Below are 19,454 nucleotides of genomic sequence, written 5' to 3'. Positions count from 1 at the left end.
GCTATTGTGTCAGTCGGCTTTCGGCCGAGGCAAATGCCACGAAGAACTCGTTGCCTTCGGGGCCCGCCGCGGACAGGGCGCGGCGCTCGTAGCCGATGGTCGCGCCGTGCTGTTCGCACAATTCGCGGCACAGGAACAGGCCGAGTCCGCTTGAGCGGCTCTCGGAGGAGAAGAAGGGCTCGAACAGGTGCCGCTGCACGGCGGGTTCGAGGGGTGCGCCGTCGCTCCAGACCTGCAGGCTCGCGCGGCCCGTGGCGTTGCGCCGGGTGCTGACCTGGATGGAGCCCTCGCGGTCCCCCGCATAGCGGGCGGCGTTGTCCAGCAGGTTCACGAGGATGCGGCGCAGATGCTCGGCGTCGAAGCGTACGTCGGTGCCCGCTTCGAGCGAAAGCAAGACGCCTTGCTGCTGCGCGTGCTGAACCCATTCTTCCGCAAGCGCGCGAACCGTCGGGTCCAGGGACACCTGTTCGCCGAGCGGCAGCACGCGCTGCTGACGAGCCCGCGCCACGTCCAGTACGTCATCCACGATGCGTGACAGACGCTGAGCGTTCTGCTGGACCATCGTGGTCAACTGCCGATGCCCAGGGTCGACCAGATCCTCGCTGAGCAGCGCGCTGGCCTGGGTGATGGCGGCGAGCGGGTTGCGGATTTCGTGCGCGACGGCGGCAGACATGCGACCCATGGCCGCCAGCTTTTCGGTGCGGATGCGGGCTTCGAGCTCGCGCAGGTCCTGAAGGAACATCACGCAGAGGCTCTCGGCGTGGCTGTCGTGGGATTGCGTCAGGCGCGTGCGCACGCGGACCTCGCGCGGTGCGCCGTGGGCCTGTGCGACGGGAACCTCCTTGGCCTGTGGCGCGCGACGCGAGAAGGTCTGGCGCGCAAGACCGGCAAGAGGCACCCAGGCCGGATAGGCGCCGAGTGCGAAGGGCTGCGGAATCTCGGCGAGGCCGTGGCCGAGGATCGCGTCGGCCGCGGGATTGACCGCGTGCACCTGGCCCTCCGCGTCGATCACGAGGACGCCCTCGCTGAGGGTTTCGATCACGAGGTCGTTGACCATCGCATGCATCTGCGCGGCGCTGCGACTGCGTTGCGCCATCGCTTCTTCGCGCGTCAGCCGGCGAGCCAGTTCGTGCGCGATCAGGGCCACCACGAACAGGCCGGTGCCCGTCAGCGCGGCCTGGACGAAACGGGGCGAGGTGTCTGCCGGCTGCTCCAGCCAGTACCACGCTGCATGGCCAAGCAGCAGCAGCGTGGCCGCTGCGGTGGTGCCGAGGCCGACGGTCCCAGTGCCGAGCACCGCCCCCATCAGCACCGGGAGAGCGAACAGCGGCGTGTAATTGACGCCCCCCACCTGCAGCACCTGCAGCGCCGTGAATGTGACGAGGTCGATGCCGATCGTCGACAGCCAGGCGCCTCCGAATCTGCGGATCGGCTGGAAGGGTGCATACCGTGCTGCCAACAGCACGGCGATCAGATAGACGACCGAGAGGGCGATCGCCGGTCCCTGCACGGGTTGCTTGAGAACCATGGTCACGCCCGGCAAGAGCAGGAGCACGGCCGCGACAAAGCATCGCGCCGCCATGAATCCACGCCAAAGCCGCAGCAGCGCCGAGCTCTCGGTGTTGAATTTCTCGAGCGAACTCCAATCCGTAGCCGGCTCGCCCCGCGACCACAGGAAGGCAGTCATCCTTGGCTTTCTGCGGCTTTTCGGTGCGCTGCGCTGCAATAGATGCCATCGGGGCCGTTGATGGCGTCGGCGGCGGGCAGGTGCAACCCGCAGTAGGCGCAACGGACCATGGCCTTCGGTGCGCCGACGGCGGGAGGCGGTGGCGGCGGCCGCGAGCGCATCTGCATTTCTTCCTGACGACCTCGGCGCCAGAACCAGATGGCCACGACGATCACGGCGAGGACGAGCAGGTACTTCATGAGGGCGTGCGCGAGAGGACGACCTCGAGGACGAAGCGCGATCCCACGTAGGCGAGCAACAGCAACGCGGAGCCCGCATAGAGCACGCGCCGCGCCGTGCGCCCGCGCCAGCCGAAGCGTGCGCGTCCTATCAAGAGAACCGCAAAGGTGATCCACGCGAGGATCGAGAACACCGTCTTGTGATCCCATTTCCAGCCGCGGACGGTCGCGCCATAGAGCGTTTCACTGAAGAAGATGCCCGCCAGCAGCGTGGCCGACAACAGCACGAAGCCCGCCGCCACGAAGCGGAAGGTCAGGCGCTCCATCGTGAGCAGAGGTACGCCGCTCTGTGTTTCGGCCGCGAGCCGGATCTGCTTTTCGGCGCGCGTCATGAGCCACGCATGAACCACGGCGGCGCCGAACAATCCGTAGGAAGCAATGCCCAGCGCCAAATGCAGCGGCAACCATGGCGATGCCGAGACGTGCAGCGGCGTCCCCGGGAATAGCACGGCGAGCAGAACCGCCGCCGCGCCCAGCACCGCGAGCGCGCGCCGGACCTGGAGTTGCGGGTACATGCGGCTCTCGATGCCGTACACGGTGAGTACAAGCCAGGCGGTCACGGAAATCGCCGGTGCAAATCCGAAGTGCGGGGTGCCGCCCCCGAGACCACAGCCCAGCGCAAACGCGTGCAGCAGCCAGGCCAATGCGAGCATCCATTGCGTGGACGATCGACTGAGCCAGGAAGACGCTGCGGCGGTAACGCCATAGGCGGCGGCGGTGGCGATGCCCAGCGCCACGCCGAGCGGGGAGGGGATCGCTAAAATCATCGACTGAGTTTACTGGCTCGCCCCCAGGTTGCCCGCACTTCGTGTCGGGCGCCCACCCCCTGCCGGGGTCAACACCAGCGGCCCGGCGGAGCCGGTTCCGCGGTGTTGCGCGAAATGGGGCTAGGCTTCGCGCTGGTTACTGGCTTCTGGTTCTCACGACTTCCATCGTTCGCTTCCGCGACAACAAGGTACCTCTTCATGGCCACCGCCCTCACTGAAAAATTCTCCCGGCTCGTCAAGACGATGAGCGGGCAGGCTCGCATCACCGAAGCCAACGTGCAGGACATGTTGCGCGAAGTGCGGATGGCCCTGCTCGAAGCCGACGTCGCATTGCCGGTGGTCCGCGATTTCGTCGGTCGCGTCAAGGAAAAGGCGCTCGGCCAGGAAGTGTTGGGTTCGCTGAAGCCCGGTCAGGCACTGGTGGGTATCGTCAACCGCGAACTCGCCGCGACGATGGGCGAAGGCGTGGCGGACATCAATCTCGTTGCACAGCCGCCAGCCGTGATCCTCATGGCCGGCCTGCAAGGCGCCGGCAAGACCACCACCACTGCGAAGCTTGCCAAGCACCTGATCGAGAAGCGCAAGAAGAAGGTACTGACCGTCTCGGGCGACGTCTATCGTCCGGCTGCCATCGAGCAACTCAAGACAGTGACCAAGCAGGCCGGCGCGGAATGGTTCCCCAGCACGCCGGACCAGAAGCCGCTCGACATCGCGCGCGCTGCGCTGGATCACGCCAAGCGCCACTTCTTCGACGTGCTGCTGGTCGACACGGCAGGCCGACTCGCGATCGACGAAGTCCTGATGCAGGAAATCAAGGAATTGCATGCGGCGCTGAATCCGATCGAAACGCTGTTCGTGGTCGACGCGATGCAGGGTCAGGACGCGATCAACACCGCCAAGGCCTTCAAGGACGCGCTGCCGCTGACCGGCATCATTCTGACCAAGACCGATGGCGATTCGCGCGGCGGTGCGGCGCTGTCGGTGCGGCAGGTCACCGGTGTGCCGATCAAGTTTGCCGGCGTCAGCGAAAAGATCGACGGCCTGGAGGTGTTCGATGCCGAACGCCACGCCGGCCGCATCCTGGGCATGGGCGACATCGTCGCGCTGGTCGAGCAGGTCACGGCCGGTGTCGACGTCGCGGCGGCGCAGAAGCTGGCGGCGAAGGTCAAGAGCGGTGCGGGCTTCGATCTCAACGACTTCCTCGGCCAGCTGCAGCAGATGAAACAGATGGGTGGGCTGTCCAGCATCATGGACAAGCTGCCTGCGCAGATGGCCGCCAAGGCCACCGAGGCCGACATGACCCGCGCCGAGCGCGATATCCGGCGCAAGGAAGGCATCATCAACAGCATGACGCCGCTGGAGCGCCGCAAGCCTGAACTTCTCAAGGCCACCCGCAAGCGGCGCATCGCTGCCGGTGCCGGCGTGCAGGTTCAGGAAGTGAACCGCCTGCTCAACGAGTTCGAGCAGATGCAGGGGATGATGAAGAAGATGAAGGGCGGCGGCCTGATGAAGATGATGAAGCGCATGGGCGGCATGAAGGGAATGCCCGGTATGGGGGGCGGTGGCGGCATGCCGAGGTTCTGATTCCCTGCCGCGGGCGATACCAGCGGCCCGCTGAGCCGGTTCCGAGGTATTCCTGGAAAAGAAAAAGCCCGCGGATGCGGGCTTTTCCATTGGGGCGTGGAGGGCTCAGGCGCGGGCGAGACGCACGGCGTGCATCCATGCGCGCCGGAGCACTGCCGGCGAACGCGATTCTTCAGGGATCAGCAGGAAGCCGCGGTCGCGCAGCGAGTTGCCGAGGGCGATCTGGCTGGTCAGGACCGTCAGCGGGATCGCCAGCAGCAACGGCAGACCCACCGGCATCAGCCAGGCCAGTGCGCTGGCATCGATCAGCGCGATACCGACGGCCAGGGCTGCGATCACCAGCGTCATCGGCGCCAGTTGGGCGATCGCGACGCGCCAAGGCACGGCGGCGGCTTCCCGCGGAGGCGACTTCCAGTCGAGCTTGATGCCGGTAAGGGCCACGACCACGAACAACGAGTGCGCGAGCATGCGGACCGGTGCTTGCACGATGGCGAGGGCGCTTTCCAGCGCGGCGCTCTTGAGCATGCCGCCGACGCCGCCGAACTGGCGCGTCTCGCCACGCAGCACCACGGCGATAAGGCCCAGCACGCGAGGCAGGAACAGCAGGCACAAGGTCCAGAGCCACAGGCCGGCCAGTTCCATCGGCATGGCGAGCCAGTGCTCGGCCACGCTCGAACCGGTGAGCCACAGCGCCGTGCCCAGCGTCAGGAACGCGAGCCAGAGCGGGGCCGACGCATAGGCCATCGTGCCGGTAACGAACATCGCGCGGTGGACCGGATGCAGGCCGGGCTCCGTCATCAGGCGGGCGTTCTGCAGGTTGCCCTGGCACCAGCGGCGGTCGCGTTGCAACTCGGCCAGCAGGTCCGGCGGTTGCTGCTCGTAGCTGCCGACCAGATCGGCGACCAGCCACACGTGGTAGCCGGCGCGGCGCATCAGCGCGGCCTCGACGAAGTCGTGCGACATGATGCCGCCCGACATGCCGCCCTTGCCGCGGATCGGCGCCAGCGCGCAGTGGTCCATGAAGGGCTGCACGCGAATGATCGCGTTGTGGCCCCAGTAGTGCGACTCGCCGAGCTGCCAGAACTGCATGCCCAAGGTGAACAGGCGACCCGTCATGCGCGAGGCAAACTGCTGGGCGCGAGCGTGCAGCGTGACATGGCCGATGGCCTGCGTCGCGGTCTGGATGATGCCGGCCGTCGGGTTGGCTTCCATCAGCTTGACCATCGAGGTCAGGCAGTCGCCGCTCATGACGCTGTCGGCGTCGAGCACGACCATGTAGCGATAGTCCTTGCCCCAACGGCGGCAGAAGTCGGCGACATTGCCGGCCTTGCGGTGCGTGCGGCGGGTGCGCAGGCGGTAGTACACCTCGACCTGGGGCTGGCTGGGGTTGTTCGCGTAGTTCTGGGCCAGCGCCGCGCGCAGGTCTTCCCAGGCGGCGCGCTCGGCGGCGGCGATCCCGGGCGTGTAGCTGTCGGACAGCACGAACACGTCGAACTGCCCGGCATGGCCTGTCGCAGCGACCGATTCGCAGGTCGCCCGCAAGCCGGCGAACACAGTCGCCACGTCCTCATTGCAGATCGGCATGATGATGGCCGTCCGCGCTTCGGGGTTCATCGGATGGTTGGCCACCTGCTTGGCGGACAGCGCATGCTTGTCACCGCGCACCGAGACATAGAAGCCCATGAGCGCCGTCACGAAGCCGGTCACGACCCAGCCCGACAACAGGCCGTAGAGCACGATCTGGCTGTATTCGAGCCAGACGTTGTCGTAGTCCGGTTGCACGCGTGCGAACAGCGTGGAAGCGATCACCGTGCTCAGCACCGTCAACGCGAGGAACGCAAAGCGGCGTTGTGCTGCTGCACGCTGCCACGGTTGCTGGGCGGCGCCGGAGGCAGCGCCGCGTCCGGCGGCCTTGGCCGCACCGCCCGCGCCGAGCTTCACCAGAAGCGCCGTGCCGATGCTGTTCCAGAAACCGCGCCAGGGGCGCGGCGTCATCGAACCGCGGTTGATGGGGGGCGCCGTCACCGAGTTCGGGTGGCGCTCTTCGCGAAGGAGGCTGCGGTGCGAGAAGTCGCTTTCCGCCAGCACCTTCAGTTGGGAGTATTCGTTGGGCTTCATGGGCGACTCACCGTTGCTTTTGAACGGAGGGCGTGTCGCCGATTGCCGGAAAGCGCTTGAAGACGCAGTCCGGCGCGATTCCGCTGGATGCCTCGAGGGCTGCCAGCGAATGTCCCGCTGCGCGGGGGCGCGAGAGGGAAAACTGCTTTTGACGCAGGCCGTCGCGCTGCGGACGCAGTGCGAAAGAGGGGCTGGAATGAGCTGTCATGCCTCTACAGGGGCAAACCCTGTGCCAGCGCCAGAAAATCCTTCTAGATCAACAGCTTAGGTCAAATCTTGGTTGCCTCGACCGCGGACCTGAGCCGAAAGGCCCGCGAAACCTCTGTTTTTGTCGCCGAATCCCGACAAGCCTTCGAGGCTGACTCTAAAACCGCAATGAAATCAAATACTTGGAGTGTCGCTGGTCAGCGACCGGTTTCGTTTCCCGGCGACACGCCCTCGGCCTTGAAGTGTCCGGGGGTGAGCTCATGCTTTTGCAGGAGCCGGTAGAACTCGGTCCGGTTGCGATCCGCAAGGCGCGCTGCGTCGGCGACATTGCCGTCGGTCAACTTCAGCAGGCCGACCAGGTAGTCGCGCTCGAATCGCTGCTTGGCTTCGGCGTAAGTCAGCACCTCCACACTCGGCACGCGAAGCGCGCGCTGCACGAGGGCGAGCGGGATCAGCGGCGAGCTCGAAAGCGCGCAGACCTGCTCCACCACGTTGAACAGTTGCCGCACGTTTCCGGGCCACGAGGCCGTGGTCAGCGCCTTGAGCGCCTCCGGCGCGAAGCCGGAGAGCCGCTTGCCGTACTTGGTCGATAGCCGCTGCAGAAAGTGATTGGCCAGCAGCGGAATGTCCTCGCGCCGCGCGGAAAGGGGCGGAAGACTCAGTGTCACCACGTTGAGACGGTAGTAGAGATCTTCGCGAAACTGCCCGGTTTCCATCGCGGCATCGAGGTCGCGATGGGTGGCCGAGATGATTCGCACATCCACCGCGATCGACTGGCTGGCGCCGAGCGGCCTTACCGCGCGTTCCTGCAGCACCCGCAGCAGCTTGACCTGGAGCGCCGGCGGCATGTCCCCGATTTCGTCGAGCAGCAGCGTGCCGCCGTCGGCTTGCTGGAACAGCCCCTTGTGGTTGGCGACGGCGTCGGTGAAGGCGCCCTTCATGTGGCCGAACAACTCCGACTCCAGGAGCGCTTCCGGAATGGCACCGCAATTGACGGCCACGAAAGGCTTGTCGGCCCGCGCGCTCGCCCGGTGGATGGCACGGGCCAGCAATTCCTTGCCGGCGCCGCTGTCGCCGCGCAGCAGCACGCTGGCGTCCGACTTGGCCACCATGCGCGCTTCGGCCAGCAACTCAGCCATCCGGTTGCTGCGGCTCACGATTTCCGCGCGCCAGCTTTCGTCGCCGCCCTTGCCGGGCGCGGCGCTCGGTGCGCCGAGCGCGAGCGCCTGGGCGATCTTTTCGAGCAGTTCGCGCCCGTCGTAGGGCTTGGTCAGGTAGGTGAAGACGCCGCGCGCCGTGGCCTCGACGGCGTCGGGGATGGTCCCGTGCGCGGTCAGCAGGATCACCGGCAGGGTCGGATGGCGCTTGCGGATCTCGTCGAAGAGGGCAAGTCCGTCCCGGCCCGGGAGCCGCACATCGCTCAGCACAAGCTGGGGGTGCTCGATTTCGAGCTGCGTGAGTGCCGATTCGGCCGAGGTCACGGCCGTGACGTGGTAGCCGACGGAGGTCAGCCGCATCGAAATGAGCCGGAGCATGTCCGGGTCGTCATCGACGACGAGCAGCCGGGCGCCACGCGCCTGCTCGCCGGTCCCGGAAGCGGGCGCCTTTTCGGATGGGGGAATGGCCGGGCTGGTCACGGTGCGGGCTTCGGGTTGATCACTGGCGCTGCTGCAGGCGGGGTGTTCGGGCGGGCGAAGCTCCGCTCGATGGCCCTCAAAGCCTCGATCCGATCGTTCAACTGGTCGATGCGTCGCTGGCTGTCGCGCAATTGTTGCGCTTGCTTCTCACGGTCATCCTCGACGCGCCGTTGTTCCGAATAGCGCGCGGCCAGCGTTCGGGCGAGCGGCTGAAGGGGCTGCGCTTCGGCCGAGGGGTTGGTCGACACGCGCTGCATCAGGCCGATGGCCTTGACAAGGTCGGCGGGGACGCGCGTCTGGGCCAGCACGATGGCAGTCTGCATCTGCGTGGTGGGCGTCTCCATGAGGTCGCCGAGACGAGACAGTTCGTTGGCAAGTTCGGGGGCGCCGAGAGGCCGCACCTTGTCGGCGTAGGCAAGCATGGCGCCCACGGGACCGGGTGCCAGCGGCGTGAAGATGCCGCCGGGCTGCGTCGCCGGCGCGATGGGCTCGGCCTCGACCGGCGTGACGGGCGGCGGCGAGGGCGGCATGGCCGGCACGACGACGGCTTCGGCCGGCGGCTTGTGCGACGTGGCGCAGCCAGCGAAAAGCATCGGCGCGACGAGCGTCATGACGATGGCGGATCTGCGAAAGATCGAGAAAAACATGGATCGGAATGGGAACGTCGGGCGGTGGGCTCAAGCGGTGCGCGGCAGTTCGATACGGAAACGCGCGCCTGGCCCCTCCGGCAGCAGCGTGATGCGGCCGCCATGAGCCGCAATGTACTCCTGCACGATCGACAAGCCGATACCCGTTCCTTTCACCGAATGCTGAGGTTGCCGTTCTCCGCGGAAGAAGGGCTCGAAGATGCGGTCGCGATCGCCATCCGCCACGCCGGGACCCGCGTCGCTGATGTCGATTTGCGCGGCGTCGGCGGTGCTCGAGACGGCCATGCTGATGGTGCCTCCGCGCGCCGAGAAGCGGATGGCGTTCGAAAGCAGGTTGGCCAGCGCGGTGCCGAGCTTCACCCGGTCGACCAGGACCGAAATCGGCTCGCCCTCGGCCCGCACGGTGAGCCCGTTGGCCTGCCATTGCAGGCGCTGGGCTTCGATCTGCTCCTCGATCAGCGGCAGCAGCGGGGTGCGCTCCCGACGCAGCTCGCGGGCTTCGAACGCGGCGGCGTTGAAGCGCAGCAGCGCCTCGATCTGCCCCTGCAACGCCACGGTGTTCTGCTGCAGGATCTGCGTGACTTCGCGCTGGGAGGGGTTCAGTGCCCCTGTCACGCCATCTTCCAATAGCGAGACGCCTTCGCGCAAGGCGGCCAGGGGAGTCTTGAGTTCATGCGAAACGTGTCGCAGGAAGCGTGCCTTGTCGGCGTCCAGTTCGGTGAGCCGCAGGCGCAGCCACTCGAGCTGCTGGGACACGCGGCGCACGTCGGCGGGACCGTGGATGTCGATCGGCTCGTCAAGCCGGTTTTCGCCGAGACCGACGATGGCGCGCTGGAGCCGCTTGAACGGCCGCGCCAGCCAGACTCCGAAGGCCAGGGCCAGCGACACCGCGAGGGCGCTCGCCGCCACGACCAGCCGCATCAACCTCCTGCGCTCCGTCTCGATGCGCTCGGCCAGCGCCTTGTTCTGTGTCTCGATCAGGAACTGCGCCTGCTGTGCGATGTTGGTGTTCAGCGCATCGAGCTCGCGGAATTGCATGGCCATCGAGCTTTCGCGGGCGAGCGCCGTTTCGGACGCGCCGCTCATCAAGCCCTGGATGACCTCCATCTGCTCGCGCCATCTGTCCGGGCCTTCGCTGCCCAGGCCGTTGGAAGTGAGGCGCTCGAGCACTTGGCGCGCATCGCGGGACGCGTCGTCGAAGCGGCGGCGCAGCACGGCATCGTTGAGCACCAGTGACTGGCGTCCGGCGCGCTCCATCGCCGCGCTGCGCTCGGCCAGCGATTGGGCTGCGCCGGAGAGGGTGAGCGCGCGCGCCGCGGCATCGCGGCTCTCGGTCATCAGCGCGTCGTACTGGAAGACGGCGCGCAACGCCACGCCCACGAGGAGCGCGGTGATCAGGAGAAACGCGAAAAGCAGCAGCTGCTGGAACGAACCGCGCGCCGACGTCAACTTCGGCATCAGGCGACGGGCGCCGGCGCGGGCCTGCCGGCAGCGTGCGTCGATTCAGCCGTCACGACTTCGCCGCGCAGGGTATAGGCCAGCGAGCGGGTGATGCGCAGGTCGATCATCTGACCGACCAGCCGCGCATCGCCCTCGAAGTTGACGACGCGATTGCACTCGGTGCGGCCCATCAGCTCGCTCGCGTCCTTGCGCGACGTGCCCTCGACCAGCACGCGCTGCACGGTGCCCACGCGGCTCTCGCCGAATCGCTTGACGTTGCCGTCGATCACCGCCTGCAACTGCTGCAGCCGGGCGAGCTTGACGCTGTGCGGCGTGTCGTCGTGCAGCGCTGCGGCCGGCGTGCCTGGGCGCGGGCTGAAGATGAAGCTGAAGCTGGCGTCGAAGTCGAGGTCGTGGATGAGCTTCATCATCTTTGCGAAGTCCTCGTCGGTTTCGCCCGGGAAGCCCACGATGAAGTCGCTGCTGAGCGCGAGATCGGGGCGGATGGCGCGCAGCTTGCGGACCGTGCTCTTGTATTCCATCGCCGTGTAGCCGCGCTTCATCGCCATCAGGATCCGGTCGCTGCCGTGCTGCACCGGCAGATGCAGATGGCTCACGAGCTGCGGCACCCGGGCGTAGGCCTCGATCAGCCGCGGCGTGAATTCGTTGGGATGGCTGGTCGTGTAGCGGATGCGCTCGATGCCCGGGATCTCCGCGATGTATTCGATCAGGGTGGCGAAGTCCGCGATTTCCGCTGTGTCGCCCATCTTCCCGCGGTAGGCATTGACGTTTTGGCCCAGCAGCGTGACTTCGCGCACGCCCTGGTCGACCAGCCCGGCGACTTCCACCAGCACGTCGTCGAGCGGCCGGTTCACCTCTTCGCCGCGGGTGTAAGGCACCACGCAGTAGCTGCAGTACTTGGAGCAGCCTTCCATGATCGAGACGAAAGCGGTGACGCCTTCGACGCGGGCCGGCGGCAGGTGGTCGAACTTCTCGATCTCGGGGAAACTGATATCCACCTGCGGCCGGCCTTGGCGATCGCGCTGCGTGAGCATCTCGGGCAGCCGGTGCAGGGTCTGGGGGCCGAAAACCACGTCGACGTAGGGCGCGCGGGCGATGATCGCCTCGCCTTCCTGGCTCGCAACGCAGCCGCCGACGCCGATCTTCACGCCCTTGGCCTTGAGGTGCTTGACGCGGCCGAGGTCGGAGAACACCTTTTCCTGTGCCTTTTCGCGGACAGAGCAGGTGTTGAAGAGGATCAGGTCGGCCTCGTCCACGTTCGTGGTCGGCTCATACCCTTCGGCGGCGCGCAGCACGTCCGCCATCTTGTCCGAGTCGTACTCGTTCATCTGGCAGCCGAAGGTCTTGATAAAAACTTTGGGGTTCATGGTGCCTCTCCCGAGAGATGCGGATGCAATAAGGTCAGCGCCGCCAATTCGCGAGACACCGCGGAACTGGCTCCGCCAGGCCGCTGGTGTCGCCCCCGGCGAGGGGGTGGGCGGCTACACGAAGTGAGCCAACCTGGGGGTGAGTTACTTACTCGCCGTATTTGGGCAGTTGGTCGAACGGCGTCTTGCCGTCGTCGCGCGGACCGCTGTTGGCCACGAAGGGCCAGAAATTGAGCAGCGGCTTCTCGGCCGACGCGCGCTTGGCCTGGGCTTCGTCGGGCGTCAGGATCCAGACCTCGCGCACCAGGCCGGCGGCGTCGCGCGTGTAATTGACGAGCAGGTTCTGGCCGATGATGGCCGCCGGCATGACGAGCATCCGGTTGGCGCCCGTGATACGCGCGCCGGGTGAAAGGCGCTCGGGCTGCCCGTCGAGCACGATTTCAGGAGGGTTCACCACCATGAACTTGCCTCGCAGCGTGCCGACCGGAAAGTTGCGGCCGCCGTTCGCGGCTTCGTTCTGGGTGTTGGGAATGTCCGCGAGCTGCGCTGCGGCGTCGGAGGAAAATAGCGCGGCAGCAGGCGCGAGGACTGCGCTTAGTGCCACCAAGACAAAAGCATTCAGGGAATTTTTGCAGCGATTCATGGGGTTCATCCAGAGGCTGGGAAGCGGCGATTTTAGCGGCCAGCCTCCACGCAACGAGTCTTACCCGGGTGTGCCATCTTGCATGATCGCTTTACTTATCTTTACGGCGCCCCGGGTCGCTTTCGGTCGGGCGCTGCTCCAATAGGCGCCGCTGGAGAAATGTAGTGGGTAGTAGTACGACTCCCATATCCGGCGCCCCACCTTCGATCCAAGATATCCGCCTCATGAAGAAGAATCTCGCCCTCACCCTGTCGGGTGTGCTGATCGTGGCCGCAGCCGCAGGTACCTGGTGGTGGTCCGGCTCCAAATCGCGCGTTGCCGCGGAGATCAGCGCCACTGGCGCCAAGGGAGACAAGGGCGGCCCCGGTGCCAACGCCGGGGCTCCGGCACTCGTTTCGCTGGCGGTTGCCAAGCGGCAGAGCGTGCCCGTTACCGTCCAGGTCAACGGCAGCGTCGTTTCGCTCAACAGCGTCGACCTGCGTCCCCAGGTGACCAACACCGTGCGGCAGGTGCATGTCAAGGAAGGCCAGTTCGTCAAGGCCGGGCAGTTGCTCTTCACGCTCGACGACCGCCCGGACCAGGCCAATCTCGCCAAGGCCAAGGCGCAGCAGCAGAGGGACGAGGCCATGCTGGCCGATCTGGAGCGCCAGTACAGGCGCAGCCAGGATCTCGTCGCCCAGAACTTCATCGCCAAGAGTGCCGCCGACGCGACGCTGTCGCAACTCGAGGCGCAGCGCGCCGCGGTGGCGGCCGACCGCGCAGCGGTGCAGTCGGCGGAAGTGGCGCTGGGCTATGCCACGCTGCGCGCACCCATCGGAGGGCGCATCGGCGCCGTCAATATCTATCCGGGCACGCTGGTCCAGCCGGCGCTGTCGCTGGTCACGATCACGCAGCTCGACCCGATTGCGGTGAGCTTCCCTGTGCCCGAAGGCAAATTGCAGGACCTGCTCGCGGCCGCGCGCGCGCACACGCCGGTCGAAGCCGTCGTGCCCGGCCGCAAGGAAACGCTGAAGGGTTCGCTCAGCTTCGTCGACAACACGGTCGACCCGCTGATCGGCACCGTGCGTGCCAAGGCCGTGTTCGACAACGCCGACCAGAGCCTCTGGCCCGGCCAGTTCGTCGAGACGCGCGTCACCGTCCGCACCATCGACGACGCGACCGTGCTGCCGGCCTCAGCATTGATGATGCTGGCCGAAGGCACCTCGGTCTACGTGGTCGACGCCGAAAAGAAGGCGGCGCGGCGCAAGGTCGAGTCACTCCACACCTTCGGCACGCAAGTCGTGGTGCGAGGCATCGCGCCGGGCGAGCAGGTGGTCATCGAGGGCAAGCAGAACGTCCGTCCGGGCGGCAAGGTGCGCGTCGAGGCCGCGAATGAACCACAGCGACCCGATGGAGAAACGCCAGGGCCCGGCAGCGCGGCCTCGGTCGCGCCCACCAATGCCAGTCTCGTCGCGGAGCGGGAGCGGACATGAACATCTCCGAGCTGTGCATCCGTCGTCCTGCGATGACGGTGCTGCTCTCTGCCGCCGTGGTGGTGATCGGCATCTTTGCCTATTTCCAGATTCCGGTTGCAGCGCTGCCTAGCTACAACACACCGGTCATCAACGTCTCGGCGCAGCTGCCGGGGGCCAGTCCGGAGACCATGGCGTCATCCGTCGCACTGCCGCTTGAAAAGCAGTTTTCGACCATCCCCGGCCTTCAGACGATCAGCTCGGTCAATACGCAGGGCAACACCTCGGTCACGCTGGAGTTCGTGAGCTCCCGCGACATCGATGCGGCCGCGGTCGACGTGCAGGCCGCCCTGCTGCGCGCACAGCGCTTGCTGCCGCCCGAACTCACGCAGTTGCCCTCCTACCGCAAGGTCAATCCGGCCGATGCACCGGTGCTGTTCATTGCGATGACCTCGGATTCGATGACGCCGTCCGAGCTGAACGACTACGCCGAAAACCTGGTCTCGCCCACGCTGTCGACCATCGACGGCGTGGCGCAGGTGGCCGTCTACGGGCAGAAGCGTTTCGCGGTCCGCATCAAGGCCGATGCCGATCTGCTCAACGCACGCAACATCACGCTCGACGAACTCTCCAACGCCGTCCGGCTGGCGAATGCCAACACGCCGGTCGGCGTCCTCGACGGTCCGCGCCAGACGCTCACCATCCAGGCCAACGAACAGATGTTGAGGGCCGCCGATTTCGCCAAGGTCATCGTCGGCCAGCGCAACGGCGCGCCGGTGCGGCTCGATGAGGTCGCGACCATCGAGGACAGCTTCGAGTCGGTCAAGACGGCCAGCGCCTACAACGGCCAGAGTTCGATCTCGCTGGCCGTGCAGCGCCAGCCGAACGCCAACACGGTCCAGGTGGTCGACGCGGTGCGTGCGCTGATGCCGCGCTTCAAGGAAGAACTGCCGCATTCGGTCGATATCAGCGTGCTCAACGACCGCTCGCTGTCGATCCGCGAAGCGGTGCATGACGTGCAACTCACGTTGCTGGGCACCATCCTGCTGGTGGTGCTGGTGATCTTCCTGTTCCTGCACCGTCTTGTCGCCACGCTGATCCCGGCGCTCACGATCCCGATCTCGCTGATCGGCGCCGTCGCGCTGCTCTACGCCTTCGGCTACAGCCTGGACAACGTGTCGCTGCTCGGCATCACGCTGGCCGTCGGGCTGGTGGTGGACGACGCGATCGTCGTGCTCGAAAACATCATGCGCTACGTCGAGAAGGGCATGGAGCCCTTCGCCGCCGCGCTGCGCGGCGCGCGTGAAGTGGGCTTCACCATCATCTCGATCTCGATCTCGCTGGTGGCGGTGTTCATCCCGATCTTCTTCATGCCGGGCGTGATCGGCCTGCTGTTCCACGAATTCGCCGTGGTGGTGGGGCTGGCGGTGATGGTCTCGGCGATCGTGTCGCTCACGCTGGTGCCGATGCTGGCGAGCCGGCTGCTGAAGCACACGCCGCGGGAAGGCGGCGCGCTCGATCACGAGGAAGAGCATCCCGAACCCGGCACCGCGATCGGCCGGGCCTTCGAGCGCGGCTACCGCTGGGTGCATGCCAACTACATGCGCACGCTGGACTGGACGCTGCGCCACCGCGCCGTGATGCTGATCGTCGCGGCATCGACCTTCGCGCTCACGGCGTGGATGTTCATCACGATCCCGAAGGGCTTCTTCCCTGAGGAGGACATCGGGCAGATCCAGGTCACGACCGAAGCGGCCGAGGACATTTCCTTCCCGGCGATGAAGGATCTGCAGGATCGCGTCGCCGAGGCGATCATGGCCGATCCGAACGTGGACTACGTCAACTCGTTCATCGGCGTCGGCGGCCCGACGGCCACGCAGAACTCCGGACGCCTGTTCGTCGTGCTTAAGGCGCGCAAGGATCGCGCGGCCATGCCGCAGGTGCTGGAGTCGTTGCGCAAGCGCTTCCGCGAGATTCCGGGCATCGCGGTCTACATGCAGCCGATCCAGAACCTGCGCCTCGGCGGGCGGCAGAGCAAGGCGCGCTTCCAGTACACGCTGCAGAGCGTGAACGCCGGCACCATGGGCGTCTGGTCGGACAAGCTGATGGAACGCATGCGCGCCGACCCGGCCTTCCGCGACGTGACGAGCGACTCGCAGAACCGAGGCCTGCAGGCCACGCTGGACATCGATCGCGACAAGGCGGGCGTGCTCGGCGTCGCGGTCGGCGACTTGCGCACCGCGCTCTACAACGCCTACGGCGACCGCCAGATCGGGAGCATCTACGGGGCCAGCAACACCTACCAGGTCATTCTCTCGGCGTCCGACAGCGACCGGCAGTTCGAGGAAGACATGTCGCGCCTGTCGGTGCGCAACAAGGCCGGGCAACTGGTTCCCTTGTCGGCGTTTTCGACGGTCCGGCGCACAGTCGGCCCGACCTCGGTCAACCATCAGGGTCAACTGCAGGCCGTCACGGTGTCCTTCAACCTCGCGCCGGACGTCCCGCTGGGCAACGCCACGGCGAAGATCGACCGGTTCAAGGAAGAGCTGAAGATGCCGCCCTCGATCATCACCAGCTATGGCGGCGATGCGGCGGTGTTCCAGAGTTCGCAATCGAGCCAGGCGGTGCTGCTGATCCTGGCGGTGCTCGTGATCTACGTGCTGCTCGGCGTGCTGTACGAGAGCTATATCCACCCCCTCACCATCCTGGCAGGCCTGCCGTCGGCGGCGGTGGGTGCGCTGCTGTCGCTCAAGCTCTTCGGCTTCGACCTCACGCTGATCGCGACCATCGGCATCCTGCTGCTCATCGGCATCGTGAAGAAGAACGCGATCATGATGATCGACTTCGCGCTCGAGGCTCAGCGTTCCGAGGGCATGAAACCGGTCGACGCCATCCGCGAGGCCTGTCGGTTGCGCTTCCGGCCGATCCTGATGACCACGCTCGCCGCGATGATGGGTGCGCTGCCGCTCGCGCTCGGGCTGGGTGCCGGTGCAGAGTTGCGTCAGCCGCTGGGTGTGGCCGTGGTGGGCGGGCTGATCTTCTCGCAGGTGATCACGCTCTACATCACGCCGGCGATCTACCTTGCGCTGGACCGCTACAGCGGCAGCGGTCCGCTGCAGGAACTGCCCTCGGAAGCGCATCCGGGCGAGAGCGCCGCGCACGCCTGACGGCGTGGGAGCGCTGCCCCGTCAGGCGACGGCGAGCGTTGACGCCTTTCGCTCTGGCGCCGACTGGTTGGCTGCCGACGCAGCGGTCGATGGCACGCTGACCCGCTTGGCCTCGATGTCCTCGACCCAACGGCAGGCGGCGTCGATGAAGAACTGCTGCCCGGCGAGGTCGGTGAAGGAGTGGTCCACCTTGGGCATGAATTCGTAACGCACCTTCTGAAGGAAGGGTGCGCCGCGAAGCGGATACATCTGGTCGTGGTTGCGGTCACGCTGCTGCAGCGACCCGGAATAGATCAGGTAGATGGACACGCCCCGGGTGGTCAGGTTGTCCATTTCGCGCGCGAAATCGGCCGGGGTCACGACCTTCAATCTCTCCCCGGTCTTGAGCAAGTCGCCTTCCGGTTGGTCATTGCCCAGCAAGCGCTCGATCCAATGGCTGATCTGAGCCTTCGGGAACCGCAGGAAGCGCCGCACGCGACGCTCGATGTTCGCTACTTGGCTGGTGAATGCATAGCCGTCGAAGCTGAGCAGTCCGACGACCCTCGGATCCTCCGCTGCCAGCCGAAGCCCAGGGGCGACACCGGAGCACAGGCCGAAGATCACGACCTGGCGGATGCCGAGGTGCTTTTCGATTTCGTCAATCGCCGCACGAAGATCGTTGGTCGCCTGTTCCTCGAAGCTGAGAGAAGCGTCAGCGCCCTGGCTGTCGCCGATGCCCGAGAGGTCGAAACGCAGCGTCGCGAAGCCTTCCTGGGCCAGGCGCCTGGCCATCTTGACCTGGATGCGGCGGGGGCCGACCCGGTGCGTGACGCCGAAGTTGAACATCACGCACGCCAGGGCATCGGAGGTGCGGTCGGTCGGCCGAGTGATCACGCCCAGCAGGCCTGACTCAAGGCCGAACTGGACGGGTTCTTCTTGATAGCTGTTCATCGAATGAGTCCGATAAGGCGCTTGGTAACTTCAGCGGGAACAATGGCCTGATTCGGCAACGGATCGGAAGTCCAGATGATCGGATGGTCAAGCAATTCATGCACGACCTTTCGGCTGTTCGAATTCTCGCGCAGGCACCAATCGCGTGTGGTTTCATCGTCAGGCTTGGCGAACACGGTGGTCGCTACCCCTGTCGGCGCGTTCAGTGCATCCGGCCGCAGCGCGGCCAGCTGGGCTGCGAAGTGGCTGCTGATCCGGTGCCCCAGCGCTTCGGTGAGCGCAGGGCCGCTGTCATCCTGGCGGCGCTTGTACCAGGAGCGGTCCTTGGCGTAGTAGCCCACTTCGAGCATCTTGACCTGGGCGTCGAGAAGCTCGTCGATATAGGCAGGTCCGTCGAGGATCGGCTCCCACAGCACGAGCTGCTGAAGCCCCTGCGCATGGCGCGCGGCCTGCAGCGCGAGCGTGGCGCCCAGCCGTGCCGCGAGCCACGCCGGCTTCGGCGATTGCGAGCGGCGTGCGAGCTCCTCGTTCGCGCGCAACAGATCGAGCTGCCAGCCTTTCATTTCGCCGGCTTCGTCGTCGCCGCCGGATTCGCTGGTGCCGAAGAAGTCGAAGCGCAGGACGGCGACGCCGAGACGGGCCAGGCGATCAGCGATGACGCGGTACAGCCGATGGACGCGAATGGCCTCGTGCCCGAACGGGCTGCACATCAGCACGGACGGATGGCCCTCGGCTTCGTGCTGGGGGGGGTGATAGACGGCGAACAGCTGGCGGTTCGCCGGACCGAAATAGAACGGAATCATGGCAAGGCTTCGAGCAGCGCCGGCCTTGCCGACGCCACATGCCCTCCCGGTCGGGCGGCGTCGAGTGCCAGCGCACCCAGGACGCCCTCGCCGAGAGGAATGGAAAAAACTTGCAAGGCACGCATGCGAGAACCCGCGACACACTGTACCTTGCGTTCGGCGGTCTCGAGGCCGACCTCCAGCGATTGCAGGTCGGCCGACATGCCCAGACCGAGCGCCTTGATGGCCGCTTCCTTGCGCGTCCAGCCGATGAGAAAGGCGCGGTCGCGCGCTGCTGCGGGCGTTGCTTGCAGCATCCGGATCTCGCCGGATGTGAAGCAGGTCGCGGCCAGTGCCATCGCATCGGACACCGTCCGCGCCAGTTCCACGTCGACGCCCACTTCGGCGCCGTGGTTGACCGCGATCATGCCGATCGAATGGCTGTGGCTGAGATTGAAGTGCACATCAGATTGCCCCACCAGCGACGGCTTGCCGAATTCACCTTCGGAGAATTCCAGGCGCTCGGGCGCTATGCCGGTCTGCGCCGAGAGGATCTCGCGCAACGCTGCATGCGCAGCGACGTATCGCTGCGCGTCACGCGGGAACACGAAGCGCGCCGCGCGAGCGCGCTCCGCCTCCGACAGGGAGCTCGCATCCGTCGGCGCGGCGTCGAGGTCGACCTGCCATAGCAGGCAGGGCCCCGGCCAGGAGATCGGTGCGACGGACAC

The 19,454-nt window shown here is 66.4% G+C and carries 15 protein-coding genes; 3 read left to right on the top strand and 12 right to left on the bottom strand.

What is annotated here, in order from left to right; translation table 11 throughout:
- Nucleotide 1 precedes the first annotated feature (1 nt).
- From AC1DHL_RS12315 to AC1DHL_RS12305, 3 genes are read right to left on the bottom strand one after another with little or no spacing between them, the layout of a single operon-like run.
- On the bottom strand, nucleotides 2-1,687 hold the full coding sequence (locus tag AC1DHL_RS12315; RefSeq protein WP_478103077.1) for a two-component system sensor histidine kinase NtrB: 1,686 nt from the start codon (nucleotides 1,685-1,687) through the stop codon (nucleotides 2-4).
- The gene (locus AC1DHL_RS12310) at nucleotides 1,684-1,926 is read right to left on the bottom strand and encodes a PP0621 family protein (protein WP_478103078.1); all 243 of its coding nucleotides are present in this window, start codon (nucleotides 1,924-1,926) and stop codon (nucleotides 1,684-1,686) included. Before AC1DHL_RS12310 ends, AC1DHL_RS12315 begins: the two co-directional genes overlap by 4 nt.
- Nucleotides 1,923-2,732 carry a cytochrome C assembly family protein gene (locus tag AC1DHL_RS12305; RefSeq protein ID WP_478103080.1) on the bottom strand — a complete coding sequence of 270 codons (810 nt, stop codon included), beginning with the start codon at nucleotides 2,730-2,732 and terminating at the stop codon, nucleotides 1,923-1,925. Before AC1DHL_RS12305 ends, AC1DHL_RS12310 begins: the two co-directional genes overlap by 4 nt.
- Nucleotides 2,733-2,930: 198 nt before the next feature.
- Here AC1DHL_RS12305 and ffh point away from each other — a divergent pair, with 198 nt between their 5' ends.
- On the top strand, nucleotides 2,931-4,316 hold the full coding sequence (gene ffh, locus AC1DHL_RS12300; protein ID WP_478103081.1) for a signal recognition particle protein: 1,386 nt from the start codon (nucleotides 2,931-2,933) through the stop codon (nucleotides 4,314-4,316).
- 105 nt (nucleotides 4,317-4,421) lie between these two features.
- On the opposite strand, the gene mdoH is transcribed toward ffh, so the two are convergent.
- The 6 genes from mdoH to AC1DHL_RS12270 form a co-directional block, all read right to left on the bottom strand.
- The gene (gene mdoH / locus AC1DHL_RS12295; protein ID WP_478162132.1) at nucleotides 4,422-6,434 is read right to left on the bottom strand and encodes a glucans biosynthesis glucosyltransferase MdoH; all 2,013 of its coding nucleotides are present in this window, start codon (nucleotides 6,432-6,434) and stop codon (nucleotides 4,422-4,424) included.
- A 404-nt stretch (nucleotides 6,435-6,838) separates the two neighbouring features.
- Entirely contained in the window at nucleotides 6,839-8,176 is a 1,338-nt protein-coding gene (locus tag AC1DHL_RS12290; protein WP_478162247.1) for a sigma 54-interacting transcriptional regulator, read from the bottom strand.
- Between the two features lie 98 nt (nucleotides 8,177-8,274).
- Nucleotides 8,275-8,889, bottom strand: coding sequence for a hypothetical protein (locus AC1DHL_RS12285; RefSeq protein WP_478162131.1), 615 nt, complete (start codon nucleotides 8,887-8,889; stop codon nucleotides 8,275-8,277).
- A gap of 66 nt (nucleotides 8,890-8,955) precedes the next feature.
- Nucleotides 8,956-10,383, bottom strand: coding sequence for a sensor histidine kinase (locus AC1DHL_RS12280; protein ID WP_478103085.1), 1,428 nt, complete (start codon nucleotides 10,381-10,383; stop codon nucleotides 8,956-8,958).
- Entirely contained in the window at nucleotides 10,383-11,753 is a 1,371-nt protein-coding gene (gene miaB, locus AC1DHL_RS12275; RefSeq protein ID WP_478162130.1) for a tRNA (N6-isopentenyl adenosine(37)-C2)-methylthiotransferase MiaB, read from the bottom strand. The genes AC1DHL_RS12280 and miaB overlap by 1 nt, the downstream gene beginning before the upstream one ends.
- A 148-nt stretch (nucleotides 11,754-11,901) precedes the next feature.
- Complete coding sequence (locus tag AC1DHL_RS12270) at nucleotides 11,902-12,357, bottom strand: hypothetical protein (protein WP_478103087.1); 456 nt, start codon at nucleotides 12,355-12,357, stop codon at nucleotides 11,902-11,904.
- Nucleotides 12,358-12,620: 263 nt separating this feature from the next.
- Between AC1DHL_RS12270 and AC1DHL_RS12265 the strand changes: the two genes are divergently transcribed.
- Together AC1DHL_RS12265 and AC1DHL_RS12260 are read left to right on the top strand one after the other, a co-directional pair.
- Nucleotides 12,621-13,868, top strand: coding sequence for an efflux RND transporter periplasmic adaptor subunit (locus AC1DHL_RS12265; RefSeq protein WP_478162129.1), 1,248 nt, complete (start codon nucleotides 12,621-12,623; stop codon nucleotides 13,866-13,868).
- Nucleotides 13,865-17,014: an efflux RND transporter permease subunit gene (locus AC1DHL_RS12260; RefSeq protein ID WP_478103090.1), complete on the top strand. Its 3,150-nt coding sequence runs from the start codon at nucleotides 13,865-13,867 to the stop codon at nucleotides 17,012-17,014. The genes AC1DHL_RS12265 and AC1DHL_RS12260 overlap by 4 nt, the downstream gene beginning before the upstream one ends.
- A gap of 21 nt (nucleotides 17,015-17,035) precedes the next feature.
- Here AC1DHL_RS12260 and AC1DHL_RS12255 read toward each other — a convergent pair whose 3' ends face one another.
- Genes AC1DHL_RS12255 through AC1DHL_RS12245 form a run of 3 tightly spaced genes read right to left on the bottom strand, consistent with a single transcriptional unit; the run spans nucleotide 17,036 to nucleotide 19,454 of the window.
- Nucleotides 17,036-17,944: an alpha/beta fold hydrolase gene (locus tag AC1DHL_RS12255; protein ID WP_478162128.1), complete on the bottom strand. Its 909-nt coding sequence runs from the start codon at nucleotides 17,942-17,944 to the stop codon at nucleotides 17,036-17,038.
- The gene (locus tag AC1DHL_RS12250) at nucleotides 17,941-18,747 is read right to left on the bottom strand and encodes an alpha/beta hydrolase family protein (RefSeq protein WP_478162127.1); all 807 of its coding nucleotides are present in this window, start codon (nucleotides 18,745-18,747) and stop codon (nucleotides 17,941-17,943) included. Before AC1DHL_RS12250 ends, AC1DHL_RS12255 begins: the two co-directional genes overlap by 4 nt.
- Nucleotides 18,744-19,454 carry a 4'-phosphopantetheinyl transferase family protein gene (locus tag AC1DHL_RS12245; protein WP_478162126.1) on the bottom strand — a complete coding sequence of 237 codons (711 nt, stop codon included), beginning with the start codon at nucleotides 19,452-19,454 and terminating at the stop codon, nucleotides 18,744-18,746. Before AC1DHL_RS12245 ends, AC1DHL_RS12250 begins: the two co-directional genes overlap by 4 nt.

The sequence above is a fragment of the Variovorax sp. 10L426 genome, from assembly GCF_056395305.1.
Note: the sequence above shows the minus strand (reverse complement) of the source record. Positions and strands in the feature narration are given on the sequence as shown.

Bases quoted from the DNA above. Each gene is read 5' to 3' on its own strand.
- AC1DHL_RS12315 (WP_478103077.1), bottom strand. From the start codon at position 1,687: ATGACTGCCTTCCTGTGGTCGCGGGGCGAGCCGGCTACGGATTGGAGT.
- AC1DHL_RS12310 (WP_478103078.1), bottom strand. From the start codon at position 1,926: ATGAAGTACCTGCTCGTCCTCGCCGTGATCGTCGTGGCCATCTGGTTC.
- AC1DHL_RS12305 (WP_478103080.1), bottom strand. From the start codon at position 2,732: ATGATTTTAGCGATCCCCTCCCCGCTCGGCGTGGCGCTGGGCATCGCC.
- ffh (WP_478103081.1), top strand. From the start codon at position 2,931: ATGGCCACCGCCCTCACTGAAAAATTCTCCCGGCTCGTCAAGACGATG.
- mdoH (WP_478162132.1), bottom strand. From the start codon at position 6,434: ATGAAGCCCAACGAATACTCCCAACTGAAGGTGCTGGCGGAAAGCGAC.
- AC1DHL_RS12290 (WP_478162247.1), bottom strand. From the start codon at position 8,176: ATGCTCCGGCTCATTTCGATGCGGCTGACCTCCGTCGGCTACCACGTC.
- AC1DHL_RS12285 (WP_478162131.1), bottom strand. From the start codon at position 8,889: ATGACGCTCGTCGCGCCGATGCTTTTCGCTGGCTGCGCCACGTCGCAC.
- AC1DHL_RS12280 (WP_478103085.1), bottom strand. From the start codon at position 10,383: ATGCCGAAGTTGACGTCGGCGCGCGGTTCGTTCCAGCAGCTGCTGCTT.
- miaB (WP_478162130.1), bottom strand. From the start codon at position 11,753: ATGAACCCCAAAGTTTTTATCAAGACCTTCGGCTGCCAGATGAACGAG.
- AC1DHL_RS12265 (WP_478162129.1), top strand. From the start codon at position 12,621: ATGAAGAAGAATCTCGCCCTCACCCTGTCGGGTGTGCTGATCGTGGCC.
- AC1DHL_RS12260 (WP_478103090.1), top strand. From the start codon at position 13,865: ATGAACATCTCCGAGCTGTGCATCCGTCGTCCTGCGATGACGGTGCTG.
- AC1DHL_RS12255 (WP_478162128.1), bottom strand. From the start codon at position 17,944: ATGAACAGCTATCAAGAAGAACCCGTCCAGTTCGGCCTTGAGTCAGGC.
- AC1DHL_RS12250 (WP_478162127.1), bottom strand. From the start codon at position 18,747: ATGATTCCGTTCTATTTCGGTCCGGCGAACCGCCAGCTGTTCGCCGTC.